The following is a 21,671-nucleotide window of genomic DNA, read 5'->3' as shown; positions in this document are numbered from 1 at the left end:
TAATCCATAGCCAGCACCATAATGATTGATTTCATAGAATATGTCGTTTTAGAATTAAAAAGTAAGAGACTATCAAAAGTAAATGCCCTAGATCTTATCAGGCAATTCAGTCATCGTTCAACAAACCAGAATAACTCCGGAGAGATACATCCTTTACTACATGTAAATACGTCTGATATAAGTCAGCAAAGTTTTAGTACTACCTTTAATGGAAATGAATTCTTTTTGGAAGATCATAAAGTTAAAGGACAAAAAATGCTACCAGGAGTAGCGTATTTGGAAATGGCTCAGGCAGCTACCAGAAAAGCGATGCCTTTTATAAAAGGAAAAGCCATAGAGTTGAATAATGTAATATGGGCTCAACCCATCATCGTAAATGAAGCCAAAGAAGTAACTATAGCACTATTTGCTGATAAAGATGAATTAGATAGAGAGCAGATACAATACGAAGTTTATAGTTCCGAAATTAGTAAAAAAGGAGATGTTAAGGAGGTTATTCATTGTCAGGGAGAGGCAGTATGGATCGATAATCAATTGCCGGTAAAGGTAGATATAGAGCATCTTAAAAGTAAAACAAATAAAGGGAAGTTAGCCCCTAAAGAAGTTTACAACACATATTCCAAATTAGGATTGGATTATGGTTCAAATTTTCAGGGAATTAAAACAATTTATCAGGGTAATGAAGAAGTTTTGGCTCAGTTGGATTTATCTCAGGTTGCTGGCAAAGAGTTTAATGATTATCAGTTACATCCGGGGATATTAGATAGTGCTTTACAAGCTGCCATAGGTCTGTATGGAAAATTGGATGTTATTCCCGAACAAACATCTATTCCATTTGCTATGGAATCGTTGAGAATTTATTCGAATTGTACCAAAGAAATGTATGCCTGGGTACGATATGCGGAAGAAAATAACTCTACTGATAAAATTATCAAGCTGGATATAGATTTATGTGATCAAAATGGTAATGTAGCTATACAAATGAGAGGATTTTCTTCTCGTTTGATCCGCGAAGATTTTGATAGTAATAAGGCTTCAGTTACCAAAAATGGCGTTTTATTAGCTGCTCCTGTTTGGCAAGAAACAGTTGATGTTAATACTATTAATACCTTCAATACGAATACACCAGATCAACGATATATTTTTCTATTTGAAATACCTGGGATAAAGAAGGGACAAATAGAAATGCTACTTCCAAATAGTGAAGTAATCTATTTTCAGGAAAATAATCAAAAGAATATAGCTGAGCGATTCAGTGCATATGCGCAAGTTTGTTTTGAACAAATTCGTAAAATATTAACTAATCAATCTAAGAATAAAACACATATACAAATTGTTATACCAGGCAATCTGGAGGGATCTGTTTTATTAGGACTTTCTTCTTTACTAAAAACTACAACTCTTGAAAACCCTGGTTTAACAGGTCAATGTATAATATCTCATTCAAGTATATCAGAAAAAGAATTGGCTGTATTATTACAGCAAAATCGAAACAGAATACAGGATACCTGTATAAAATATGAAAAAGGCATTCGTAAGGTTTTAGGTTGGGAGGAAATTTCGATTAAACATAACAAGCAAAGAATAACCTTCAAGGATAATGGGGTGTATGTAATTACTGGAGGACTTGGCAACCTGGGAGTTTTACTTATAAATGAAATACTGAAACAAACTTTCAATGCCAAAATTATTGTGACCGGGAGATCAGGAATTACTCCCGAAAAACAAACAATAATTGATGATATAGAAGCTAGATCTGGTCAACTGGTATATCACCAGTTAGATATTACGAATCTAATTAAAGTAAAAGAAATTATTACTTCGATAAAAGAAGAACACAAAAACCTTAATGGTATTATCCATACTGCGGGAGTAGTATCAGACAATTTTATATTGAAAAAAACTACTGAAGAGTTTACTAATGTATTAACTCCTAAAGTACTAGGGACATATAACTTGGATGAAGCAAGTAAAGATATGGATCTTGATTTCTTTGTTTTGTTTTCATCTATTTCATCCGTTACAGGTAATATTGGTCAATCGGATTATACAGTGGCCAATGGGTTTATGGATCAGTTCGCTCTTTACCGTAATCGTTTAGGACAAGAGAAACGACGATATGGTAAAACAATAGCTGTTAACTGGCCTTTATGGGCTGAAGGAGGAATGAAAATTGATTCAGCTAAGCTGAAATTATTACAAGAAAACACTGGTATGAAACCAATGCATACCAAGAATGGAATGCATGGATTTTATAGTAGTTTGGAATTACCACAAAATCAATTACTAATTGTAGAGGGAGATTTGGTAAAACTACGTAAATCTTTATTGATAAAAAATATTGAAAATACCATAGCTCCTATTGATGTTACACCAAAAATAGAAGCTCCTGAAATAAAAGTGAATGGTAGTAACTTAGTAGAGAAAACGCAGGAATATATTAAAAAGCAGTTGTCGGAGCTGTTTAAGCTTCCTTCTCATAAAATAGATCCACGAGCTCCTTTTGAAAAATATGGTATTGATTCGATTCTGGCAATGGAACTCACCAATAAGTTAGAAATAACTTTTGGATCATTACCCAAAACTTTATTTTTTGAATATCAAACGATTAAAGAACTTACAGGCTATTTTGTAAAATCGCACTCGACAAAATTAACACAGCTTTTTGGAGCCGAGAACTCAAAAAATGGCCAGAAAAAAAGTAATCAATCGACAAAAGTATATGAAAACGACATTTCGGTTAAACCAATTCGTTCCAAAATGATAGAGCGTAAGCGATTCGCAAAAACTTTGTCAAATGATAATAACAAAATCGAAAACGATCCTATTGCTATTATAGGTCTAAGTGGACGTTATCCTGAAGCTGAGGATATTGCTGCATATTGGGATATATTAAGAAACGGCAAGGACTGTATTACAGAAGTACCAAAAGATCGCTGGGATTGGAGAGAATTTTATAATGAAGATCGTAGTAAAGGTGGATATCATTATAGTAAATGGGGAGGGTTTATTGAAGGAGTTGATGAATTTGATCCTTTATTTTTTAATATATCTCCATTGGAAGCAGAGATTTTGGATCCACAGGAACGATTATTTCTACAACACGCTTGGATGGCTATGGAAGATGCAGGATATACAAGGGCTACTCTGCAAATTCCTGATAAATTTGGACAAGCAGGTCAAATAGGAGTATATGCTGGAGTGATGTATAGTGAATATCAATTGTATGGTATTGAAGCAAGTAACAATGGTCAACGTATCGGAGTCCCTGGGAGTTATGCAAGTATTGCTAATCGGGTTTCTTATGCATTGAACCTGCACGGACCAAGTATGACAGTTGATTCTATGTGTTCATCTTCTCTTACTGCAATTCATCTCGCTTGTCAGGACTTAAAATTGGGAAGAACCAGTATGGGGATAGCTGGAGGAGTTAATATAAGTATTCATCCTAACAAATACCTGGTAATCAGCTCTGGACAATATATATCTAGTGATGGTCATTGTCAAAGTTTTGGTGAAGGAGGCGAAGGCTATATTCCGGGAGAAGGCGTAGGAGTAGTAATACTAAAAAGACTATCTGATGCAGAAAGGGATGGAGATCATATCTACGGAATTATCACAGGAAGTGCTCTTAACCATGGAGGAAAAACGAATGGATATAGTGTTCCTAATCCCAAAGCACAATCCGATGTTATTGCTAACGTACTAAAAGAAACAAATACGCACCCAAAACAGGTAAGCTATATAGAAGCACACGGTACAGGAACCAAATTAGGAGACCCTATTGAAATTGCAGCTTTAAGCAAGGCATTTCAGGAAAAAACATCAGAAACCGGTTTTTGTTTAATTGGATCTGCTAAGTCTAACATAGGACATTGCGAATCAGCAGCAGGTATTGCAGGGTTAACCAAAGTTTTATTACAGTTAAAACACAAAAAAATAGTCCCATCGTTACATTCTAAAAAATTAAACCCGAATATAGATTTCCAACATACACCATTTATAGTTAATCAAACATTAAAAGATTGGGAACAACCTATAATTGATAATAAACAACAGCCCAGATTAGCAGGTATTTCATCTTTTGGTGCTGGAGGAGCGAATGCACATATGCTTATTCAGGAGTATGTGCCAGTAGGTTCTTCAGTAACTCCTGAAGTTGACTTAAAAGCTATTATTCCTTTGTCCGCAAGGACGAAAGATCAGCTCAAACAAAAAGCTCTTGATCTGGTTAAGTTTCTTGAGGATGTAAATGAAGAAGAAAAGAAGGAAAATAAACCTGTCGAACTTACCCAAATAGCATATACCTTACAAGTAGGAAGAGAAAATATGGGTATGCGATTAGGTTTTATGGTAAGTTCTATTGAAGAACTCCTTGAAAAACTACAAGCCTATATTGAAGGAAAAGAAGATATAGAAAATTGTTATCATAATGCAGAGGATAAAGATACTTTATCTCTGTTTAGTGCAGATGAAGATTTTGAACATACTGTTGATAAATGGATCATCCAAAAAAAGTACGCTAAACTGTTAGATCTCTGGACCAAAGGATGGAATCTGGATTGGAGCAAGTTTTATACTGAAACCAGGCCTAACAAAATAAGCTTACCTGTATATCCATTTGCGAAAGACCGATATTGGCTTGATTATAAAAAGGATGGAAAAAGTACATTGAAAAATAGCAGTACATCTGTTCTTCATCCTTTATTACATAGTAATACATCGGACCTAAGTAGGCAGCGTTATAGTTCAACTTTTAGTGGCGAAGAGTTTTTTCTGGCAGATCATCGGATAAAGATCAATAAAGATTTAACGAATAAAGTTCTGCCGGCGGTAGCATATCTGGAGATGGTTCGGGCTGCTGTAGAAAAAGCAGTTCCTTTTAAGGCTGAAACAGGTATTTGGGAATTTCGGAATACTGCCTGGACTCAGGCTCTTATTGTAACTGAAGATAGACAAGTAGATGTCGAGCTCGTAGTTAAAGGTGATAATCAGGTACAATACGAAGTTTATAGTATTGATAATGAACAAGAAATAAATCATTGTCTGGGAATAGCTAGCTACATTGAGTATCCTTTGCCTCAGAAAATAGATATAAAACAACTCAAAGAACAAATGGGCAAAGACAATTTGGAGGCAGAAAATCTGTACGCCAAATTAACAAGTATGGGATTTGTCTATGGCCAATCTTATAAAGGGGTTACAAAAATACATAGAGGAGAAAGACAACTCTTGGCACAATTACAGTTTCCTTCTGTTTTAAAGGAAGATAAAAATGATTACTTGCTACATCCAAGTATATTGGATAGTGCTTTACAAGCTGCGATAGGTCTGATCGATGATCTGGATAACCTTGCATTACAACCTTCTATCCCGTTTTCTCTCGATTCAATACGTATCATTACTGGGAGTACGGAAGAAATGTTTGCTTGGATTCGCTACTCCAAAGGAATTGAACCAGATAGTCCTATTACCAAGCTGGATATTGATTGGTACGATCAGGAAGGCAATGTGTGTATAGAAATGAGAGGATTGTCTTCCAGGCAATTGTCGGTTAACACTATTGAAAAAACTAATAAAGATGTAAAAACGTTATTAGCCGAACCTACATGGGAAGCATATGAAAAAACACGAATATCGGATACAAATCAAGTTGAGGAGGTTATACAAAAACACATCATTTTATGTGAAATACCAGGAGTAGAAGTTGATCAGGTTGAAACGGTATTAGCAAATACCCATTGTAAAAAGTTGAAAACTTCGCAAAAAAATGTAGCAGAGCGTTATAATGAATTTGCATTACAATGTTTTGAGTTTGTAAAAGATGTAATAAAAGAAAATTCAGGAGAAAAGAAACTTATCCAAATTGTCATAACCAATGATGAAGAACATAAGTTGTTTTCAGGATTGCAAGGTATACTTAAGACAGCAACTCAGGAAAATCCTATGATACTTGGGCAAATTGTTCTTACCAAACCAGGTATACAAACAGAAGAGTTGATTGATCAATTACAAAAAGCAGCAACTATACCGGAAGAATCTTGTATCAGATATGAAAACAATATCCCATTTACTTTACAATGGAAGGAAATAGAAAGTACCAGAGATATTTCTACACCAGTATTTAAAGATCAAGGTGTTTATTTAATTACAGGAGGACTGGGTGCCTTAGGAAGAATATTTGCTGAGGAAATTTTAGAAGAAACTAAAGGAGTTAAGATAATTGTTACAGGTCGCTCAGAACTTACTAAAGAAAAACAAGAAATAATTAATAAACTATCTGATGGAACAGATCAGGTAATTTATAAAAAACTGGACGTAAGTAATTCGGATGAAGTCAAAGCATTATTAAATACTATCATAAAAGAGAATAAACAGCTTAATGGTATTATTCATAGTGCCGGGATGATAGCTGATAATTATATCCTTAAGAAAACTAAAGCAGAATTTAATAAAGTACTAATCCCAAAAGTTACAGGAACTTATAACTTAGATCAGGCAAGTAAGGACATAAAACTTGATTTTATGGTTTTATTTTCTTCATTATCTGCCGCAATGGGCAATTTGGGACAAGCAGATTATGCTACTGCAAATGCCTTTATGGATCAATACGCAGATTACAGAAATCATTTGGTTGATCAAAATCTCAGACGTGGTTTTACGTTGTCTATCAATTGGCCATTATGGCAAGAAGGGCATCTCACCATCGATCAGGATAATATTGATATGTTGCAACAACTAACAGGAATAGTACCGATGCAAACCAAATCTGGTATTGATGCCTTTTATAGAAGTATGACCTTAAAAAGCAGTCAGGTTCTAGTGGTGGAAGGTGAGATCAATAAGATGCGTACTATTGTATTGGATGGAGTTAAAGAAGCGGAATATGAGTCAAAATTGACCCCAGATGAAATCAACGAAGAAGTAACTACAGCTTTACTGGTAGACCAAAATATTCTTTTAGACAAAACTATAGAATATCTTCGTAAGCAGTTTGCAGGAGTCTTAAAGCTTCCAGTACACAAACTGAATCCCAAAGCTGCTTTAGAAAATTATGGTATTGATTCTATTCTGGCCATGAAATTAACGAGCATGCTGGAAGAAACCTTCGGATCTCTTTCCAAGACTTTGTTTTTTGAATACCAAACGATAAAAAGTTTAGGAGCTTTTTTCGCTAAAACCTATCCAGAAATTATTCAAAAGCAGCTAGGGGCAAAACAAGCTGTCAATTCATCTATAAAATTACCAACTGTTACCTTAAAAAACGATAAACAACAAGTTTCTCCTTTGCGAATAGATAATCGCTTCGTTCCAAAAGAAAAATATAAAGAGAAAGAGGTAGCTATTGTAGGCTTGGGAGGAAAGTACCCACTTTCGGAGAATGTAGAAGCATTTTGGGAAAACCTGAAAAATGGAAAAGATTGTATTACCGAAATACCAAACGAAAGATGGAACTTAGATCAGTTTTTTGATCCTCAACGAAATCAGCCAGGAAAGAGTTATAGTAAGTGGGGAGGGTTTATTTCCGACGTAGATAAATTTGATCCGTTGTTTTTTAATATTTCGCCCAGAGAGGCTGAATTAATGGATCCTCAGGAACGACTTTTTATCGAAACTGCTTGGCAAGCCATAGAAGATGCTGGTTATAGTAAACAAGGAATCTCTTCTCTCGGAAAAGTAGGGGTATATGTCGGAGTAATGTACGGACAATATCAACTTTACGGAGCTGAAGCTATGCTTGCTGGTAATAGTGTGGTTCCCGGATCATCATATGCTTCAATTGCAAATAGAGTTTCTTATTTCTTGGATTTACATGGTCCAAGTATAGCATTGGATACGATGTGTTCTTCATCACTTACGGCTATTCATCAAGCCTGTGAAGAAATTCGAAAAGGAGAAATAGTAGCCGCTATAGCGGGTGGAGTCAATGTATCAATACATCCTCACAAATACCTGATTCTGAGTCAAGGGAATTTTGCAGCCAGTGAAGGGAGATGTCGAAGTTTTGGAGAAGGAGGAGACGGATATGTTGCAGGAGAAGGGGTAGGGGCTGTTTTGCTCAAATCACTTGATAAAGCTATTGAAGATGGGGATCATATATATGGAGTTGTAAAATCCAGTGTTATTAATCATGGAGGAAAAACTAATGGGTATTCGGTACCCAATCCTAATGCACAAGGGGAGTTAATAAAAGAATCACTCAAAAAAGCGAATATAGATCCCGAGACCTTTAGCTATTTAGAAACACACGGGACAGGAACTGCATTAGGAGATCCAATAGAAATTACCGGATTGAAAAAGGCTTTTGGAGAATCTGAAATAAAAGAACAGTCATGCTCAATAGGATCTGTTAAATCAAATATTGGACACCTGGAGTCAGCAGCAGGGATAGCAGCAGTAACAAAAGTATTGTTACAACTGAAACATCAAGAACTAGTACCTTCTTTGCACTCGACTCATCTTAATCCTAATATCGATTTTAATACATCGCCATTTTATGTACAGCAAAAACTGGAACCCTGGGCTAGTCAGGATCAATACCCAAGACGAGCGGGTATTAGTTCCTTTGGAGCAGGAGGAGCAAATGCACATGTGATCATAGAAGAATACATTCCTGTGAATTCTCCATCACTTGAACATCATCAGGAAACTCCGCAGGCGTTTACACTTTCTGCAAAAAATCAAAAAAGGTTATTGGAATATGCAGAAAGAATGGTGGATTTCCTCAAAAAAAATGAAGGCTTATCACTTATAGAAATCATATATACCCTGCAGGTGGGTAGAACCCCAATGAACGAACGCCTCGCTATTATCTGCTCTGGTATTAGTGAATTACTTGAAAAACTGGAGAAATGGGTATATACTCAAAAAAGAAAGAATACAGAGGAACCTGGAAAGATAGAAGAAGATGAATTTGAAGGAGTATACCAGGGTAATATCAAAAATGCGTCTTCTGATACAAGTAGTTTATTAGAGGGGGAAGAAGGAAAAGCATATCTCAAAGTTATAATGGATTCTCATAACCTGGAAAAATTATCCAAACTCTGGATTTCCGGAGCAGAGGTAGATTGGTCTCAGTTATACCAGAATCAATATCCTCAGCGTATTTCACTACCAACATATCCCTTTGCAAGAGAACGTTATTGGATAGATAAACCAGTTGTAACTCCCAATGTTAATCCGTCTATAAAACAAGACAATGATCTGTCAAATATAACAGAGGAGATTAAGTCAAAATTATATTACTCACCGATCTGGGTTGAACGTACCCTTAAAAAGATTGATCCAAAATCTTCAAATGGAAGGGTTGTTATAATTCTAGACACTTCAGAAAAACTGTTTCTAAATTTAAAAGAGCAAGAAAGACATTTAGAAAGGGATAAGTACATTTTGGTGAAACCGGGAGAGGCTTTTGAAGAGATAAAACCGTCTGTTTATACAATTAATCCCCAGGAAGAAGAACACTACCAACAATTGATAGAAATTCTTAGCAGAAAAGATCAAGTGCCTTACCGTATAGTACATCAGGGAGAAGCTCTGGAAGATCAGGAATGTGGAGAAATTGTAACTCCAACACTCAATAATGGCATATATGCACTTTTTAACTTGTGTAAAATATTAATGAAACAAAAAAAGCAGAGTCTATGCCAGGTGATATCTATCTTTTCAAGTATGACCAAAATGTCCAGTCCGTTTAATAAAGCGCTAAGCGGTTTTTTCAAAACATTGACTTTGGAGAATCCATACTACCAGGCAAAAACCATTGAAATTCTCGGAGGAATTGAAAATAATCAACCTTCTGTTGCCAAAAAAATTGAAATTCTTGAGAACGAATTCAATGATGAAAATTGGAACGATAAAGAAATACAATATAGTTTTAAAAAAGAACAGCAAATTTATCATAGATATACAAAAGAATTAAAAGAACTTGAATCAATAAAGAATACTAAAGATCAGTTGCCAATAAAACAAAATGGAGTTTATATTGTATCTGGAGGTTTAGGCGGTTTAGGATTGGTTTTTAGTGAATACTTGGTGAAAAATTATGGATGTAACCTTATTCTTTTTGGTCGATCAACCATAAATGAAGCAAAAGAAGAAAAACTAAACAAACTTAGGGCTTATGGTACCAAAATTCTTTACCTGAAAGCAGATGCTTCTAAAATAGAAGATATGCAAACGGTTGTTGAAACTGCAAAAGCTAAATTTTTGCAAATCAACGGAGTACTGCATAGTGCGGGAGTTAATAAAGACTCATTTATCATTAAAAAAACCAAAGAAGAAATAAATCAGGTATTGGCATCCAAAGTTTATGGAACTATTAATCTGGATATAGCCACAAAGAATGAAGACTTGGATATTTTTATAATGTTCTCATCCATTGCGGGAGTAACAGGTAATATAGGGCAATCGGATTATGCATATGGTAACCATTTCCAGGATTCTTATGCAAAAATAAGAGCAAATCTTGTACAAGAAAACAAACGAAAAGGTAAAACATTGTCCATTAATTGGCCCTACTGGGAAGAAGGAGGTATGCATATTTCTGATGAAGAAGTAGCGCTGATACAAAAGCAGTCAGGTCTATGTCCTATACCATTAACGAGTGGTATTGAATTTATGGAGGAATTCCTTTTATCAGATGTGCTGCAAGGTATACCACTTTATGGGTTCGCGTCCAGGATTAAAAAGTATATGGGACAGGTAACTGAATCTACAGAAGAAAATGAATCTTTTAAAGTCAGTAAAATAGGAGAAGATATCCTTCTGAAAAAAACAGAAACATATTTAAAAGATATTATAGGAACTGAAATCAAATTGGATCCAGAGCGTATAGATTCTTTTGAGAATTTTGAGTCATTTGGTATAGATTCCATTATAATTAGTCAGATAAATACCAGTTTAGAAAAAGACCTAGGAGCTCTATCAAAAACCTTGTTTTATGAATATTCCAATATAGATGAATTGGTTTTATATCTACTTAAGGAAAAACAGGAAACATTAATTAGGTTCCTGAATATAGAATCATATGAAAACCAATTACAAAATACAAATGTAGATCAAGAGAATGTAATTATTAAGGAAGTGTCACTTCAAGAAAATAATGTGGAATTTAACGGTAAAGTAACTCAATCTATTACTAATAAAGAACCTGAGTCTATCGCAATCATTGGGATACATGGACACTATCCTCAGTCAGGAGATTTGAATAAGTACTGGGAAAACCTTAAACAAGGTAAGGATGTAACCGAATTTATTCCAAAAGACAGGTGGAATTATGAAGATTTCTATCATGAAGATCCTGAAAAAGCTACAGAAGGAAAAATTTATGCCAAGTGGGGTGGATTTGTAGCAGATGTGGATAAATTCGATCCTCAGTTTTTCAATATTTCTCAGGAAGAAGCAAAGATAATGGATCCTCAGGAAAGATTATTCCTGCAATCCGTTTGGGCCACAATCGAAGATGCAGGATATACTAGAGAAAGCTTAAAAAGACAACACCCTAAAGACAAAAGTGCTAATGTTGGAGTTTTTGTAGGGGTAACCACAAATACCTATAATTTATTGGCATCAGAAGAATGGAGTAAAGGGAATGCCGTGCCGAGTGCGCATCCGTGGTCAATAGCCAACAGAGTTTCTTACTTATTCGATTTTAATGGGCCGAGTATGCCTGTAGATACCGCATGCTCTTCCTCTTCGGTAGCAATTCATCTTGCTTGTGAGAGTTTAAGAAAAGAAGAATGTAAACTTGCAGTTGCCGGAGGAGTAAACTTATACTTACATCCTTCCAAATACCATTCATTATGTAAAAGTAGAATGATATCTCAGGCAGGAAAATGTCATAGCTATGGAGCTGGAGGAGATGGTTTTATCCCAGGAGAAGGGATAGGATCTATTCTACTTAAACCACTTAGCGAAGCTATCAAAGATGGTGATCATATATACGCAACACTGAAAGGAAGTGCATATGATCATAGTGGGAGATCTAATGGTTATTCTGCTCCTAACCCAAATGCACAAGCTAATCTGATAGAACAAACATTTCAAAAAGCAAGTATAAGTCCCGAAACGATTAGTTATATAGAAGGGCATGGTACGGGAACACAATTAGGAGATAGCCTGGAAATAGTAGCATTAACCAATGCTTTCAAAAAACAGACTAATCAAAAGTTAAATATACCAATTGGATCGGTTAAAGCAAATATTGGACACCCGGAGTCTGCAGCTGGTATAGCTGGAGTAGCAAAAGTTCTACTGCAGATGAAACACAGGCAATTGGTACCCACCATAAATTCTGAAGATATAAATCCTAACATTAATTTCGAAGAAACACCTTTTTACCTGCAACACCAGTTAGCTCCATGGGAACCAGTATCGGATTATCCTAGAAGAGCGTTGATTAACTCGTTTGGAGCAGGAGGAGTAAATGCCTGCCTCCTAATAGAAGAGTATGAAAAGAAAAATGAACAGAAAGAAATCCAGAAGAAAGGGCCACATTTGATTGTTCTTTCGGCCAGGAATCAAGAAGCCTTAAAAAGATATACCAACCAGTTGAATGATTATCTAAAAGAAGAGAATCAACTCAATCTTACGGATCTATCTTTTACTTTACAAGTAGGGCGTGAAGCCATGTCTGAGAGATTAGCAATAATAGTTTCAGATAAGGAAGATCTTAAGGATAAATTAGAAAACTGGAATTGTGAAGAAGAGAATGCTCAATTATATAAAGGAAAAGTAACTATTCGTCAAGGTAGAAAGAACTTTGGTGATAAACAAAAAGCGCATAGAGATTTATTTGAAAAAGGAAGACTTAATCAACTGGCATATTTATGGGTGACAGGAGAAGTGATTGACTGGGGAGATTTGTACAAAAATCATACACCACTTAAAATTTCGCTACCTACTTACCCTTTTGCTAAAGAAAGACATTGGGTATCTGATCGGGTAAGAGAAGATAAAAAAACAGAATCCTCTTTAAAAAAGGAACAGCTACACCCATTGATTTCCTACAATTCATCTACACTAAAGGAAATTCGTTTTAGTTCGTGGTTGTCGGATAAAGAATTTTATGCATTGGATCATCAGGTAAATGGAACTAAGATATTTCCTGGTTCTGGATTTATTGAAATGGCAAATATTGCAGGATCTCTGGCAGGAGAGCAAAAGGTTTGTAAGATAAGAGATATCGTATGGGCTCATCCTTTAAGTTTTGAAAATGGAACACTATGTGTGCAAACATCATTAAAATCAATTGGAGAAGGGACAGAATTTAAAATTACCTCAATTGATTATGAAGGTGAACCATTACTACATTCAGAAGGGAAATTATATTTTCAAAATGGAGGAAGTTTTGTTAATGGAATCGAAAATATACCAATACAAAAACTGAAAGAGCAATGTTCGGTAAATCGAAATACAGAAGATTATTATGCTGTTTTTGATAAAGTAGGTTTTACATATGGAAAAACGTTTAGAACTATCCAAGAATTTTATATAGGTAATTCTTTTGCTATATCAAAATTGAAGCTTTCTAATTGTTTAATTAAAGATGCAGATCACTATGTATTACATCCATCTTTAATTGATGGAGCTTTACAAACTGTCGCAGGGCTAATGGGGCAAAAAGAACCTTCAATTCCACACTTACCTTTTGCTATTGACGAAATTGAAATTTTAAGGCCATTATCTCATATCTGTTACGCATATGTAGAACCATCAGGGGTTGATGAAGAAAGACTTCAAACAGGGATCAAAAAATTTACAATAAAGATGCTTAATGATAAAGGTGATGTGCTGGTTAGGATCAAAGATTTTTATGTAAGAGCGTTAAATACATCAAATGTAAACCAGAATAGAAAAGCAGTAGATCAGCTGGAAGAGATTAATGCATAGAATATCTATAGTCGATAGATAATTTGAATTAAGAAAACGCCGAGTAATACGAAACTCCATTAAACACAAACAATCATTTTAATAACCTTAACAGATATGATATGTTTTTCACATGGTTAAGGGTAACATAAAAATCAGAAATACTGAAGTTGATTGAGGCGATTGTTATATCAGTTTTATAAATAAGCTACTCATTTCAATTAAACAATCGGCATCTATTTTCTAGAAGATTTTCTGATTACATATTTAATTAAAACTTACTTAAATTTTCATTATGAAAGCTATCAAAGAAGGATTAAAGGTACTATCCAAAGGGACTTGTGGTACAGCATTTTGCTCTCTACTCAATACAGAATATGGTGTGCCAAACGAAATAGCAGAAATAGCAGCATCTCCCTTTGCAGGAGGGTTACTAAACAGAGGATATCAATGTGGAATGATAGGAGGTGCAGTTTTGGCGGCAGGGGCAGAATCATATCGTAGAAATGAAGATATTGGAGAGGCTATAGCAATGGCCATTACAGCCACACAGCACTTAATGGAGTCTTTTAAAAAAAGAACAAATACAATCAGTTGCCGGGAAATCACAGATATGGATCTTACAGGTAAATTAGCGCCTCTTAAAGTATTGTTTACAGGAAAAGCATTCGGGTGTATGAAGCTGGCAGGGAGATGGGCTCCTGAGGCAATTAAATCGGCAGATGAGGGTTTGTCAGATGAATCTGTAAATTTCTGTCCAGGATCAGTAAGTTGTGCATCAGAAGTGGTTAGAAAGATGGGAGCTACTGAAGAAGAAATGCTTATGGTTGCAGGATATGCAGGAGGACTTGGGTTAAGTGGTAAAGAATGCGGGGCACTAAGTGCGGCAATTTGGTACAAGATGGTGGACTGGATAAAAAAGAATCCAGGCAAATCTCCTTCATCATTTGATAGTTTGGAAACCAAAAAAATGTTGAGAGCTTTTTATATGCAGACAGATTCAGAAGTGTTGTGTAGTAAAATTACCAAAAAAGAGTTTAAAGACATTGATGATCATTCTGATTATATCAAAAAAGGAGGTTGTCAAAAGATCATTGAAGCGCTAGCTGCTTTATAATTTAAAGACTATTATCATGATAAAACAGTTATTGAGTAAAAACAGAGTCTATTTTGATAATAATGCAACTACTAAGGTCACTCCAAAAGTTAGAAGTGTTATGAATCAAGTATTGAAATCTTATTGGGGTAATCCTTCTTCTGGCTATGCTAAAGGGAAAATGTCTGCACAGATTATTGAAAAAGCCAGAGAACAAGTCGCAACTGCGATAGGAGCACATTCACATGAAGTATATTTTTCCAGTTGTGCCACAGAATCAAATAATGCGTTGTTAAAAACAGTAAGTAATATATTCTATCCAGAAAAAAATAAAATAATTTCTACACCAATAGAACATCCATCTGTGATGAGTACTCTAGAGTATATAAGTAAATTAGGAATTGAAGTACAATATTGTCCAGTAGATAAATCAGGTCGTGTTTTACTTAAAGATCTAGAAGATATGATAGACGACAAAACCTTTTTGGTTTGTTGTATGTTGGCAAATAATGAAATAGGTACTATACAGGATGTAAAAAAAATAACGAAACTGGCCAAGGTTAAAAATGCATTGGTTTTTTCGGATTGTGTGCAAGCTTTAGGGAAAATACCAATAAATGTTAAAGAACTTGGTGTTGATTATGCAACATTTTCTGCTCATAAACTTTATGGACCTAAAGGAGTAGGAGCATGGTATTCCAGAATTAGTAGCCCATTGGAGTCTTATATTCATGGGGGACATCAGGAAGAAGGAATGCGTGCTGGTACCGAGTCAATTCACAACATAGCTGGTTTTGGTGAGGCCTGTAAACAAGTGAAAAAGCTTATTTCTAATACATCAAAAAATACATTTCTTAAAAAACATTTTATTGATGAGTTAAAAGTTATAAAAAGCGATATTATTATTAATTCTCCAATGGATAATTGTTTAACAAATACAATCAATTTAACCTTTCCTGGAATTACAAGTGGTGAATTAATGAGAGCATTAGATTATCAAGGAATAGCTGTTTCAGCTGGTTCAGCCTGTAGTTCTTCTTCAAACAAACCATCTCATGTATTAAAAGCAATAGGATTGACGGATAAGGAAGCTCAGGAATCTATTCGGATTAGTTTTGGTAATGATACAAAGTACAAGCATATCAAATATACATTAAAGGTATTAAAGCAATATTTGGAGGAGAAAAAAAGAGAAGAAACTGGAACAGTAATAAAATTAAAAAGTCAAGAACTTAGATTGTAATATCTAGTTTTATTGATATGAATTTAAAAAGGGGAATTTTATATAGCTATTTTTTCAATGTTAACTAGTATAAAACTAGTTATATACTTAAATTACTAGAGTAAAATGCACAACCCTTTATGTTAGATAATGATTTAATAAAGGATTGATGTTTTTATATATACACTTGATATAACTAGAATTTATAAATTGAATAAATACGATTAACCAAATGCATACAATAGATAAATCTGAAAGTTTTTGGGACAAAAGTGCCAAAGGGTATGATAAAGAGGAAATGAAAGATAGAGAAGGAAGAGTTAAAATCTTGGAAAAAACTAAAAAATACCTCCACAAAGAAGACTGCGTATTAGATTTTGGATGTGCTACAGGATTATTAGCAAACGAAATTGCTCATCATGTTAAAATGGTATATGGGATGGATATATCATCAAAAATGATCAATATAGCAAGGGATAAAGCCAATAAAGAAGGTATACAAAACGTAGAATATACACATACAACGATATTTGATTCAAGATATAAGAAAGAAGGTTTTGATGTTATTTTAGGAATGTATGTGCTTCATTTGGTTGATGATATACCTAATATATTAAAAAGAATACATGAATTGTTAAAACCTGGAGGATTATTTATTTCTGTAACTCCTTGTTTAGGTAAAAGATCTTTGATGGGAATGTCTCTATCTTTAATAAGTAAGATTGGATTAATTCCTAATTTGAGAATTTATAATCTTTCAGAATTAGAAGAATTAATTTTTAATACGGAATTTAAAATTCTGAAAACAGAATGTATACGTCGAAGAGGGCGACAGTATTTAATTATAGCACAAAAAAAGTAAGAAATCTTGTAATAGGAAGGGAATACTAATTAAATAAAAACCAAATAAAACAAGGTTCAAAATGGAAACAACCATGTACAATGAGTATGAGGCATCAAACATTCGCCAACTCAAAAAAAATGAAAAAAGGACTCAAAATAGTAATGGATCAGAGGCAGTATTTGAAGAGCTGGAGCGTGGTGTATATGCTGCATTAGAGACTTATTCCAACGTACATCGTGGAAGTGGGCACAATTCAATGGTATCTTCATATTTATACGAACAAGCTAGAAATATAGCTATAGAATATATGAATTTGAACAAGGATAAGTATATCGTAATCTTTTGTTCTCCAAAACGTACAAAAGATTTGATTTTGGAACTTAAACCTGGAAACTATAAAACTTTAACAAGTATAGATATAGGAATTCCGTTAGGAATAACTGCGTTAGCTATTGATAAAAAAGCATTACCAACAGGAGCTCCTTCAGAGTGTGGTGGAGGTACAGCAAGATTGGTTGCTGCGAGTTGGATTATTTGGAATACTGGACCAGATAAATTTGAACCAGGTACTCCCGCAATTATAAATGTGATTACATTTAGTAAGGCTCTATTATTGATGAAAAAATATGGAAAAAATATCTTTAAGGAATTATCTCCGATAAATATTGAAGTAAATGAATTGCTTTATCAAGATAAGCTTATTGAATATTCTGGGGTGGAACTATTGAAAAAACTTAGGAAAACATTAATAGGTCGTGGATCTATTGTACCTACCTTAGAGGGAGAAAAGCCATTCGTTAATCTCGATAATAGTGCAAGTACTCCTACATTTATACCAATATGGGATACTTTTCGTAAATCCTTGAGATTATCGAAAAAGAGAAGAGAGGAAGTTGTTAGAGAAGTAAGTACTGTATGTAGTGAAATTCTGGGAGCATCTTTAGAAAAATACGATATAATTTTTACCAAAAATACTACTGAATCAATAAACCTTGTCTCTGAAAGTTTAATGACAACATCAAAAAATGATGTAGACCCAGTAGTATTAATTTCCTTACTTGAACATTCATCAAATGATTTGCCATGGCGTATGGTATCAAAAAAGTCGTTAATCAGATTAGATGTAAATAGTGAAGGGTTTGTAGATTTAGCAGAATTAGAAAATAATCTTAAGGAGTATAATCAAGAACAGAAGTATGGAAAGAAACGTATAAAAATTATTGCTATTAGTGGCGCTTCAAATGTTTTGGGAAGTTGTAATGATGTTACAGAAATTTCTAAAATTGCGCATCGGTATGGAGCAAAAATTTTGGTTGATGGAGCCCAAGTAGTAGCTCACCTAAAGGTAGATATGGAAAAAGATGATATAGATTTTATGGCTTTCTCAGCTCATAAGGTTTATGCGCCATTTGGTACTGGAGTATTAGTAGTAAAAAAGGGATTACTTAATTATAATAAGGATAAGATAAAGAGACTTCAATCATCAGGAGAAGAGAATATAGGAGGGATAGCTTCATTAGGTAAGGCTCTGATACTTTTGCAGCGTATAGGAATGGATGTTGTACATGAAGATGAACAGGCTTTGACTAAAAGAGCACTTGAAGGAATGGCTAAAATACCAGGTCTTGATGTTTTTGGAGTAAATGATCCAAAATCTTCTCAATTTGACAATAGGATAGGGGTAATTGTTTTTGAGACAAAAGGAATTTTGCACAATAAATTAGCAGAAGAAATGTTCCATAAAGGAGGTATTGGTGTAAGATATGGTTGTCATTGTTCTCATTTATTAGTTAAAAAAATAACAGGAATTAGCCCAGTACTCGAACAGGTACAACGTGTTGTGTTGACAGTAGCTCCAAAAACTCAATTACCAGGAGTTGTTAGGGTTAGTTTAGGAATAGAAAATACAGAAGAAGATATAGATATTTTACTTGAAGTATTGCATAAATTGATCCAACAAAATAAAGAAAAACTTAGTGGAGCACAAAAGAAAGCAAATGCTAAAGCAGAGGCAGATTTTCAAAAGCAACTTGATGATTTTTCTAAGAAAGCAGCTCAAAGAGTCTACGCATAATAAACAAAAGAACTAATTCAGTTCTAAACCAAATTACTTTTAAAACAATCATTCATATTTATATAGTTTAAAATGGAGTGGATAAGCCTACTACAAATGTTTGCCGTTTTACTCAAGATACCAAAGTAGAAGAATAAGTATAGAATTTTAGTTTTATCCTACTCATAAATATAAATACATTTCCATTTATAAATTGATAATCCTTGTGTTAGAATACATAAGAGATTACCTGTATAAATAGCTCTTAGCTGTTTGACCTTATGAATAGATATATTTCAAATAGATGAGATAGATTTCTTAATTTTTTTGAATAAGAAAATATACCAAATAGTTACTGCATAATTATCTCTTTGAGTTGAGAGGTATATCTATTATTACAATAAGAATGATTTAGTATTGATTTTAAAGTAATCAAAATACAGTAAACCAAGAAAAAATATTTTTTAACCATTTAATATTATAAATATATATGCGAATAGCAGGAATTGAAGCAATGAATGTTTTTGCAGGTACAGCATTTTTAGACGTAGAAAAACTTGCCAAACATCGTAAACTTGATACATCTAGATTTAAGAATCTCTTAATGAAAGAAAAAACCGTAGCATTACCTTATGAAGATCCAGTTACATTTGGTGTAAATGCAGCCAAACCTATTATAGATTCACTTAGTTCAGAAGAAAAAGATCGTATCGAATTGGTAATTTCATGTACAGAATCATCTTTTGATTTTGGAAAATCCATGAGCACATATTTTCATGAGATATTAGGATTAAATCGTAATTGTCGCTTGTTTGAATTAAAAAATGCCTGCTATTCTGGAGTAGCAGGATTTCAAATGGCCATTAATTTTATTTTGTCTCAAACCTCTCCCGGAGCAAAGGCTCTTGTAATCGCTACAGATGTATCCCGTTTTATGATAGAAGAAGGAGGAGATGCTCTTACAATGGAATGGTCCTTTGCCGAACCAAGCGGAGGGGCAGGTGCAGTTGCAATGTTAGTAAGTGAAAAACCATATGTTTTCCAGGTAGATATTGGAGCAAATGGCTATTATGGATATCAGGTAATGGATACTTGCAGACCTACTACAGATGGAGAAGCTGGAGATTCAGACTTATCACTACTTTCTTATCTGGATTGTTGTGAAAATGCATTTTACGAATATAAAAAACGTGTGCCAGAGGCGGATTATGCCAAGACTTTTAGTTATTTGGCTTTTCATACTCCTTTTGGAGGTATGGTAAAAGGAGCCCATCGTAATTTAATGAGAAAGACAGTTAAAGCCAAAACTCAGGACATTGATGTAGATTTTGAAAATCGTGTTGTACCTGGATTGATCTATTGTCAACGCATTGGTAATATTATGGGAGCAACAGCTATGATGTCATTAGCAAGTACAATCGAGAATGGTTCTTTTAATGAACCTCAAAGAATTGGTTGTTTTTCTTATGGGTCAGGTTGTTGTTCCGAGTTTTTTAGCGGTATTGTAAACAAAGAAAGCCAAAAGAGTATTCAAAAATTTGGTATCAAAGAACAATTTGATAAACGATATGAATTACAAATGGATGAGTATGAAAATCTATTGGTAGGCAGTAATGCAGTAAAATTTGGAACACGTAATGTAACGTTGGATACTGGTTTTATTCCGCAAGCAAGAAAAGCATTAAAGAAAGAGACACTGTTTTTAAAGGAAATCAAAGAATTTAAAAGAGAATACGAATGGGTGTCATAATGAATGCAACTGAATACGAAACTATACAGGTTAAATTTGAGGAAGATATTTGTTTTATTAAAATTGATCGCCCAGAAGCTAATAATGCCATTAACCAGGATATGATCAGGGAATTTACAGCAGTACTTGATCAATGCAAAGATAAAGTTAAGATTGTTGTCATAGAAGGTTCTAAAGAAGTATTTTGTTTTGGGGCAGATTTTAAAGGGATTCAACAAAGCCTGGACGACGGAAAACTTCATGAGGAACAAAATCCAGAACCTATGTATGATTTATGGAATAAACTAACTTCAGGTCCGTACATCACCATAGCACATGTAAGAGGGAAAGCTAATGCAGGCGGAATTGGTTTTGTTGCAGCATGCGATATTGTATTGTGTAATGATACAGCAGTATTCAGTTTGTCAGAACTTTTGTTTGGATTGATGCCAGCTTGTGTATTACCTTTTTTAATTCGTAGAGTTGGCTTTTCCAAAGCTCATTATTTAACATTAATGACCCAACCTATAACAGCTAAGCAAGCACAGGATTGGGGGTTAGTGGATGTTTATGCAGAAAATAGTGAAAACTTACTTAGAAAACACTTATTGAGACTTCGATTACTATCGAAAAAAGGAGTAACTCGATATAAAAATTATATAACTCAACTTAGTGATTTTACAGAGGTTGCTAAACCAAATGCCTTGGCTGCAAATTTAGAAGTGTTTTCTGACCAGGAAAATTTGGACAAAATAGCAAGATTTGTAAAAACTGGACAATTTCCCTGGGAGAGCTAATAATACCCGTTCTGATATGAATTTTCTGAAAAAAAGGTTTTTAAAATGTTTAGATAAA

Annotated in this window: 7 protein-coding genes; all 7 read left to right on the top strand. The window is 34.2% G+C overall.

The genetic code is table 11. The annotated features are described in order from the left end of the window. Positions 1-21 precede the first annotated feature (21 nt). The 7 genes from ACYEKI_RS15735 to ACYEKI_RS15705 all read left to right on the top strand — a co-directional run bounded on the left by ACYEKI_RS15735 (position 22) and on the right by ACYEKI_RS15705 (position 21,613). Positions 22-13,893: an SDR family NAD(P)-dependent oxidoreductase gene (locus tag ACYEKI_RS15735; RefSeq protein ID WP_459212155.1), complete on the top strand. Its 13,872-nt coding sequence runs from the start codon at positions 22-24 to the stop codon at positions 13,891-13,893. Positions 13,894-14,167: 274 nt separating this feature from the next. After that, complete coding sequence (locus tag ACYEKI_RS15730; protein ID WP_459212154.1) at positions 14,168-14,989, top strand: C-GCAxxG-C-C family (seleno)protein; 822 nt, start codon at positions 14,168-14,170, stop codon at positions 14,987-14,989. Positions 14,990-15,005: 16 nt separating this feature from the next. Next, positions 15,006-16,211, top strand: coding sequence for a cysteine desulfurase family protein (locus ACYEKI_RS15725; protein ID WP_459212153.1), 1,206 nt, complete (start codon positions 15,006-15,008; stop codon positions 16,209-16,211). Positions 16,212-16,422: 211 nt separating this feature from the next. After that, positions 16,423-17,052, top strand: coding sequence for a class I SAM-dependent methyltransferase (locus ACYEKI_RS15720; RefSeq protein ID WP_459212152.1), 630 nt, complete (start codon positions 16,423-16,425; stop codon positions 17,050-17,052). Between the two features lie 61 nt (positions 17,053-17,113). Then, on the top strand, positions 17,114-19,108 hold the full coding sequence (locus ACYEKI_RS15715; RefSeq protein ID WP_459212151.1) for an aminotransferase class V-fold PLP-dependent enzyme: 1,995 nt from the start codon (positions 17,114-17,116) through the stop codon (positions 19,106-19,108). 469 nt (positions 19,109-19,577) lie between these two features. Continuing rightward, positions 19,578-20,837, top strand: a complete 1,260-nt coding sequence (locus ACYEKI_RS15710) for a hydroxymethylglutaryl-CoA synthase family protein (protein ID WP_459212150.1) — start codon at positions 19,578-19,580, stop codon at positions 20,835-20,837. After that, complete coding sequence (locus ACYEKI_RS15705) at positions 20,825-21,613, top strand: enoyl-CoA hydratase/isomerase (protein WP_459212149.1); 789 nt, start codon at positions 20,825-20,827, stop codon at positions 21,611-21,613. The genes ACYEKI_RS15710 and ACYEKI_RS15705 overlap by 13 nt, the downstream gene beginning before the upstream one ends. Positions 21,614-21,671: the final 58 nt, after the last annotated feature.

Origin of the sequence: Aquimarina rhabdastrellae (genome assembly GCA_947387485.1) — a bacterium.
In the GTDB taxonomy this organism is placed as follows: domain Bacteria; phylum Bacteroidota; class Bacteroidia; order Flavobacteriales; family Flavobacteriaceae; genus Aquimarina.
The sequence above is the reverse complement of the archived record's forward strand: the minus strand, read 5'-3'. Positions and strand labels throughout refer to the sequence as shown.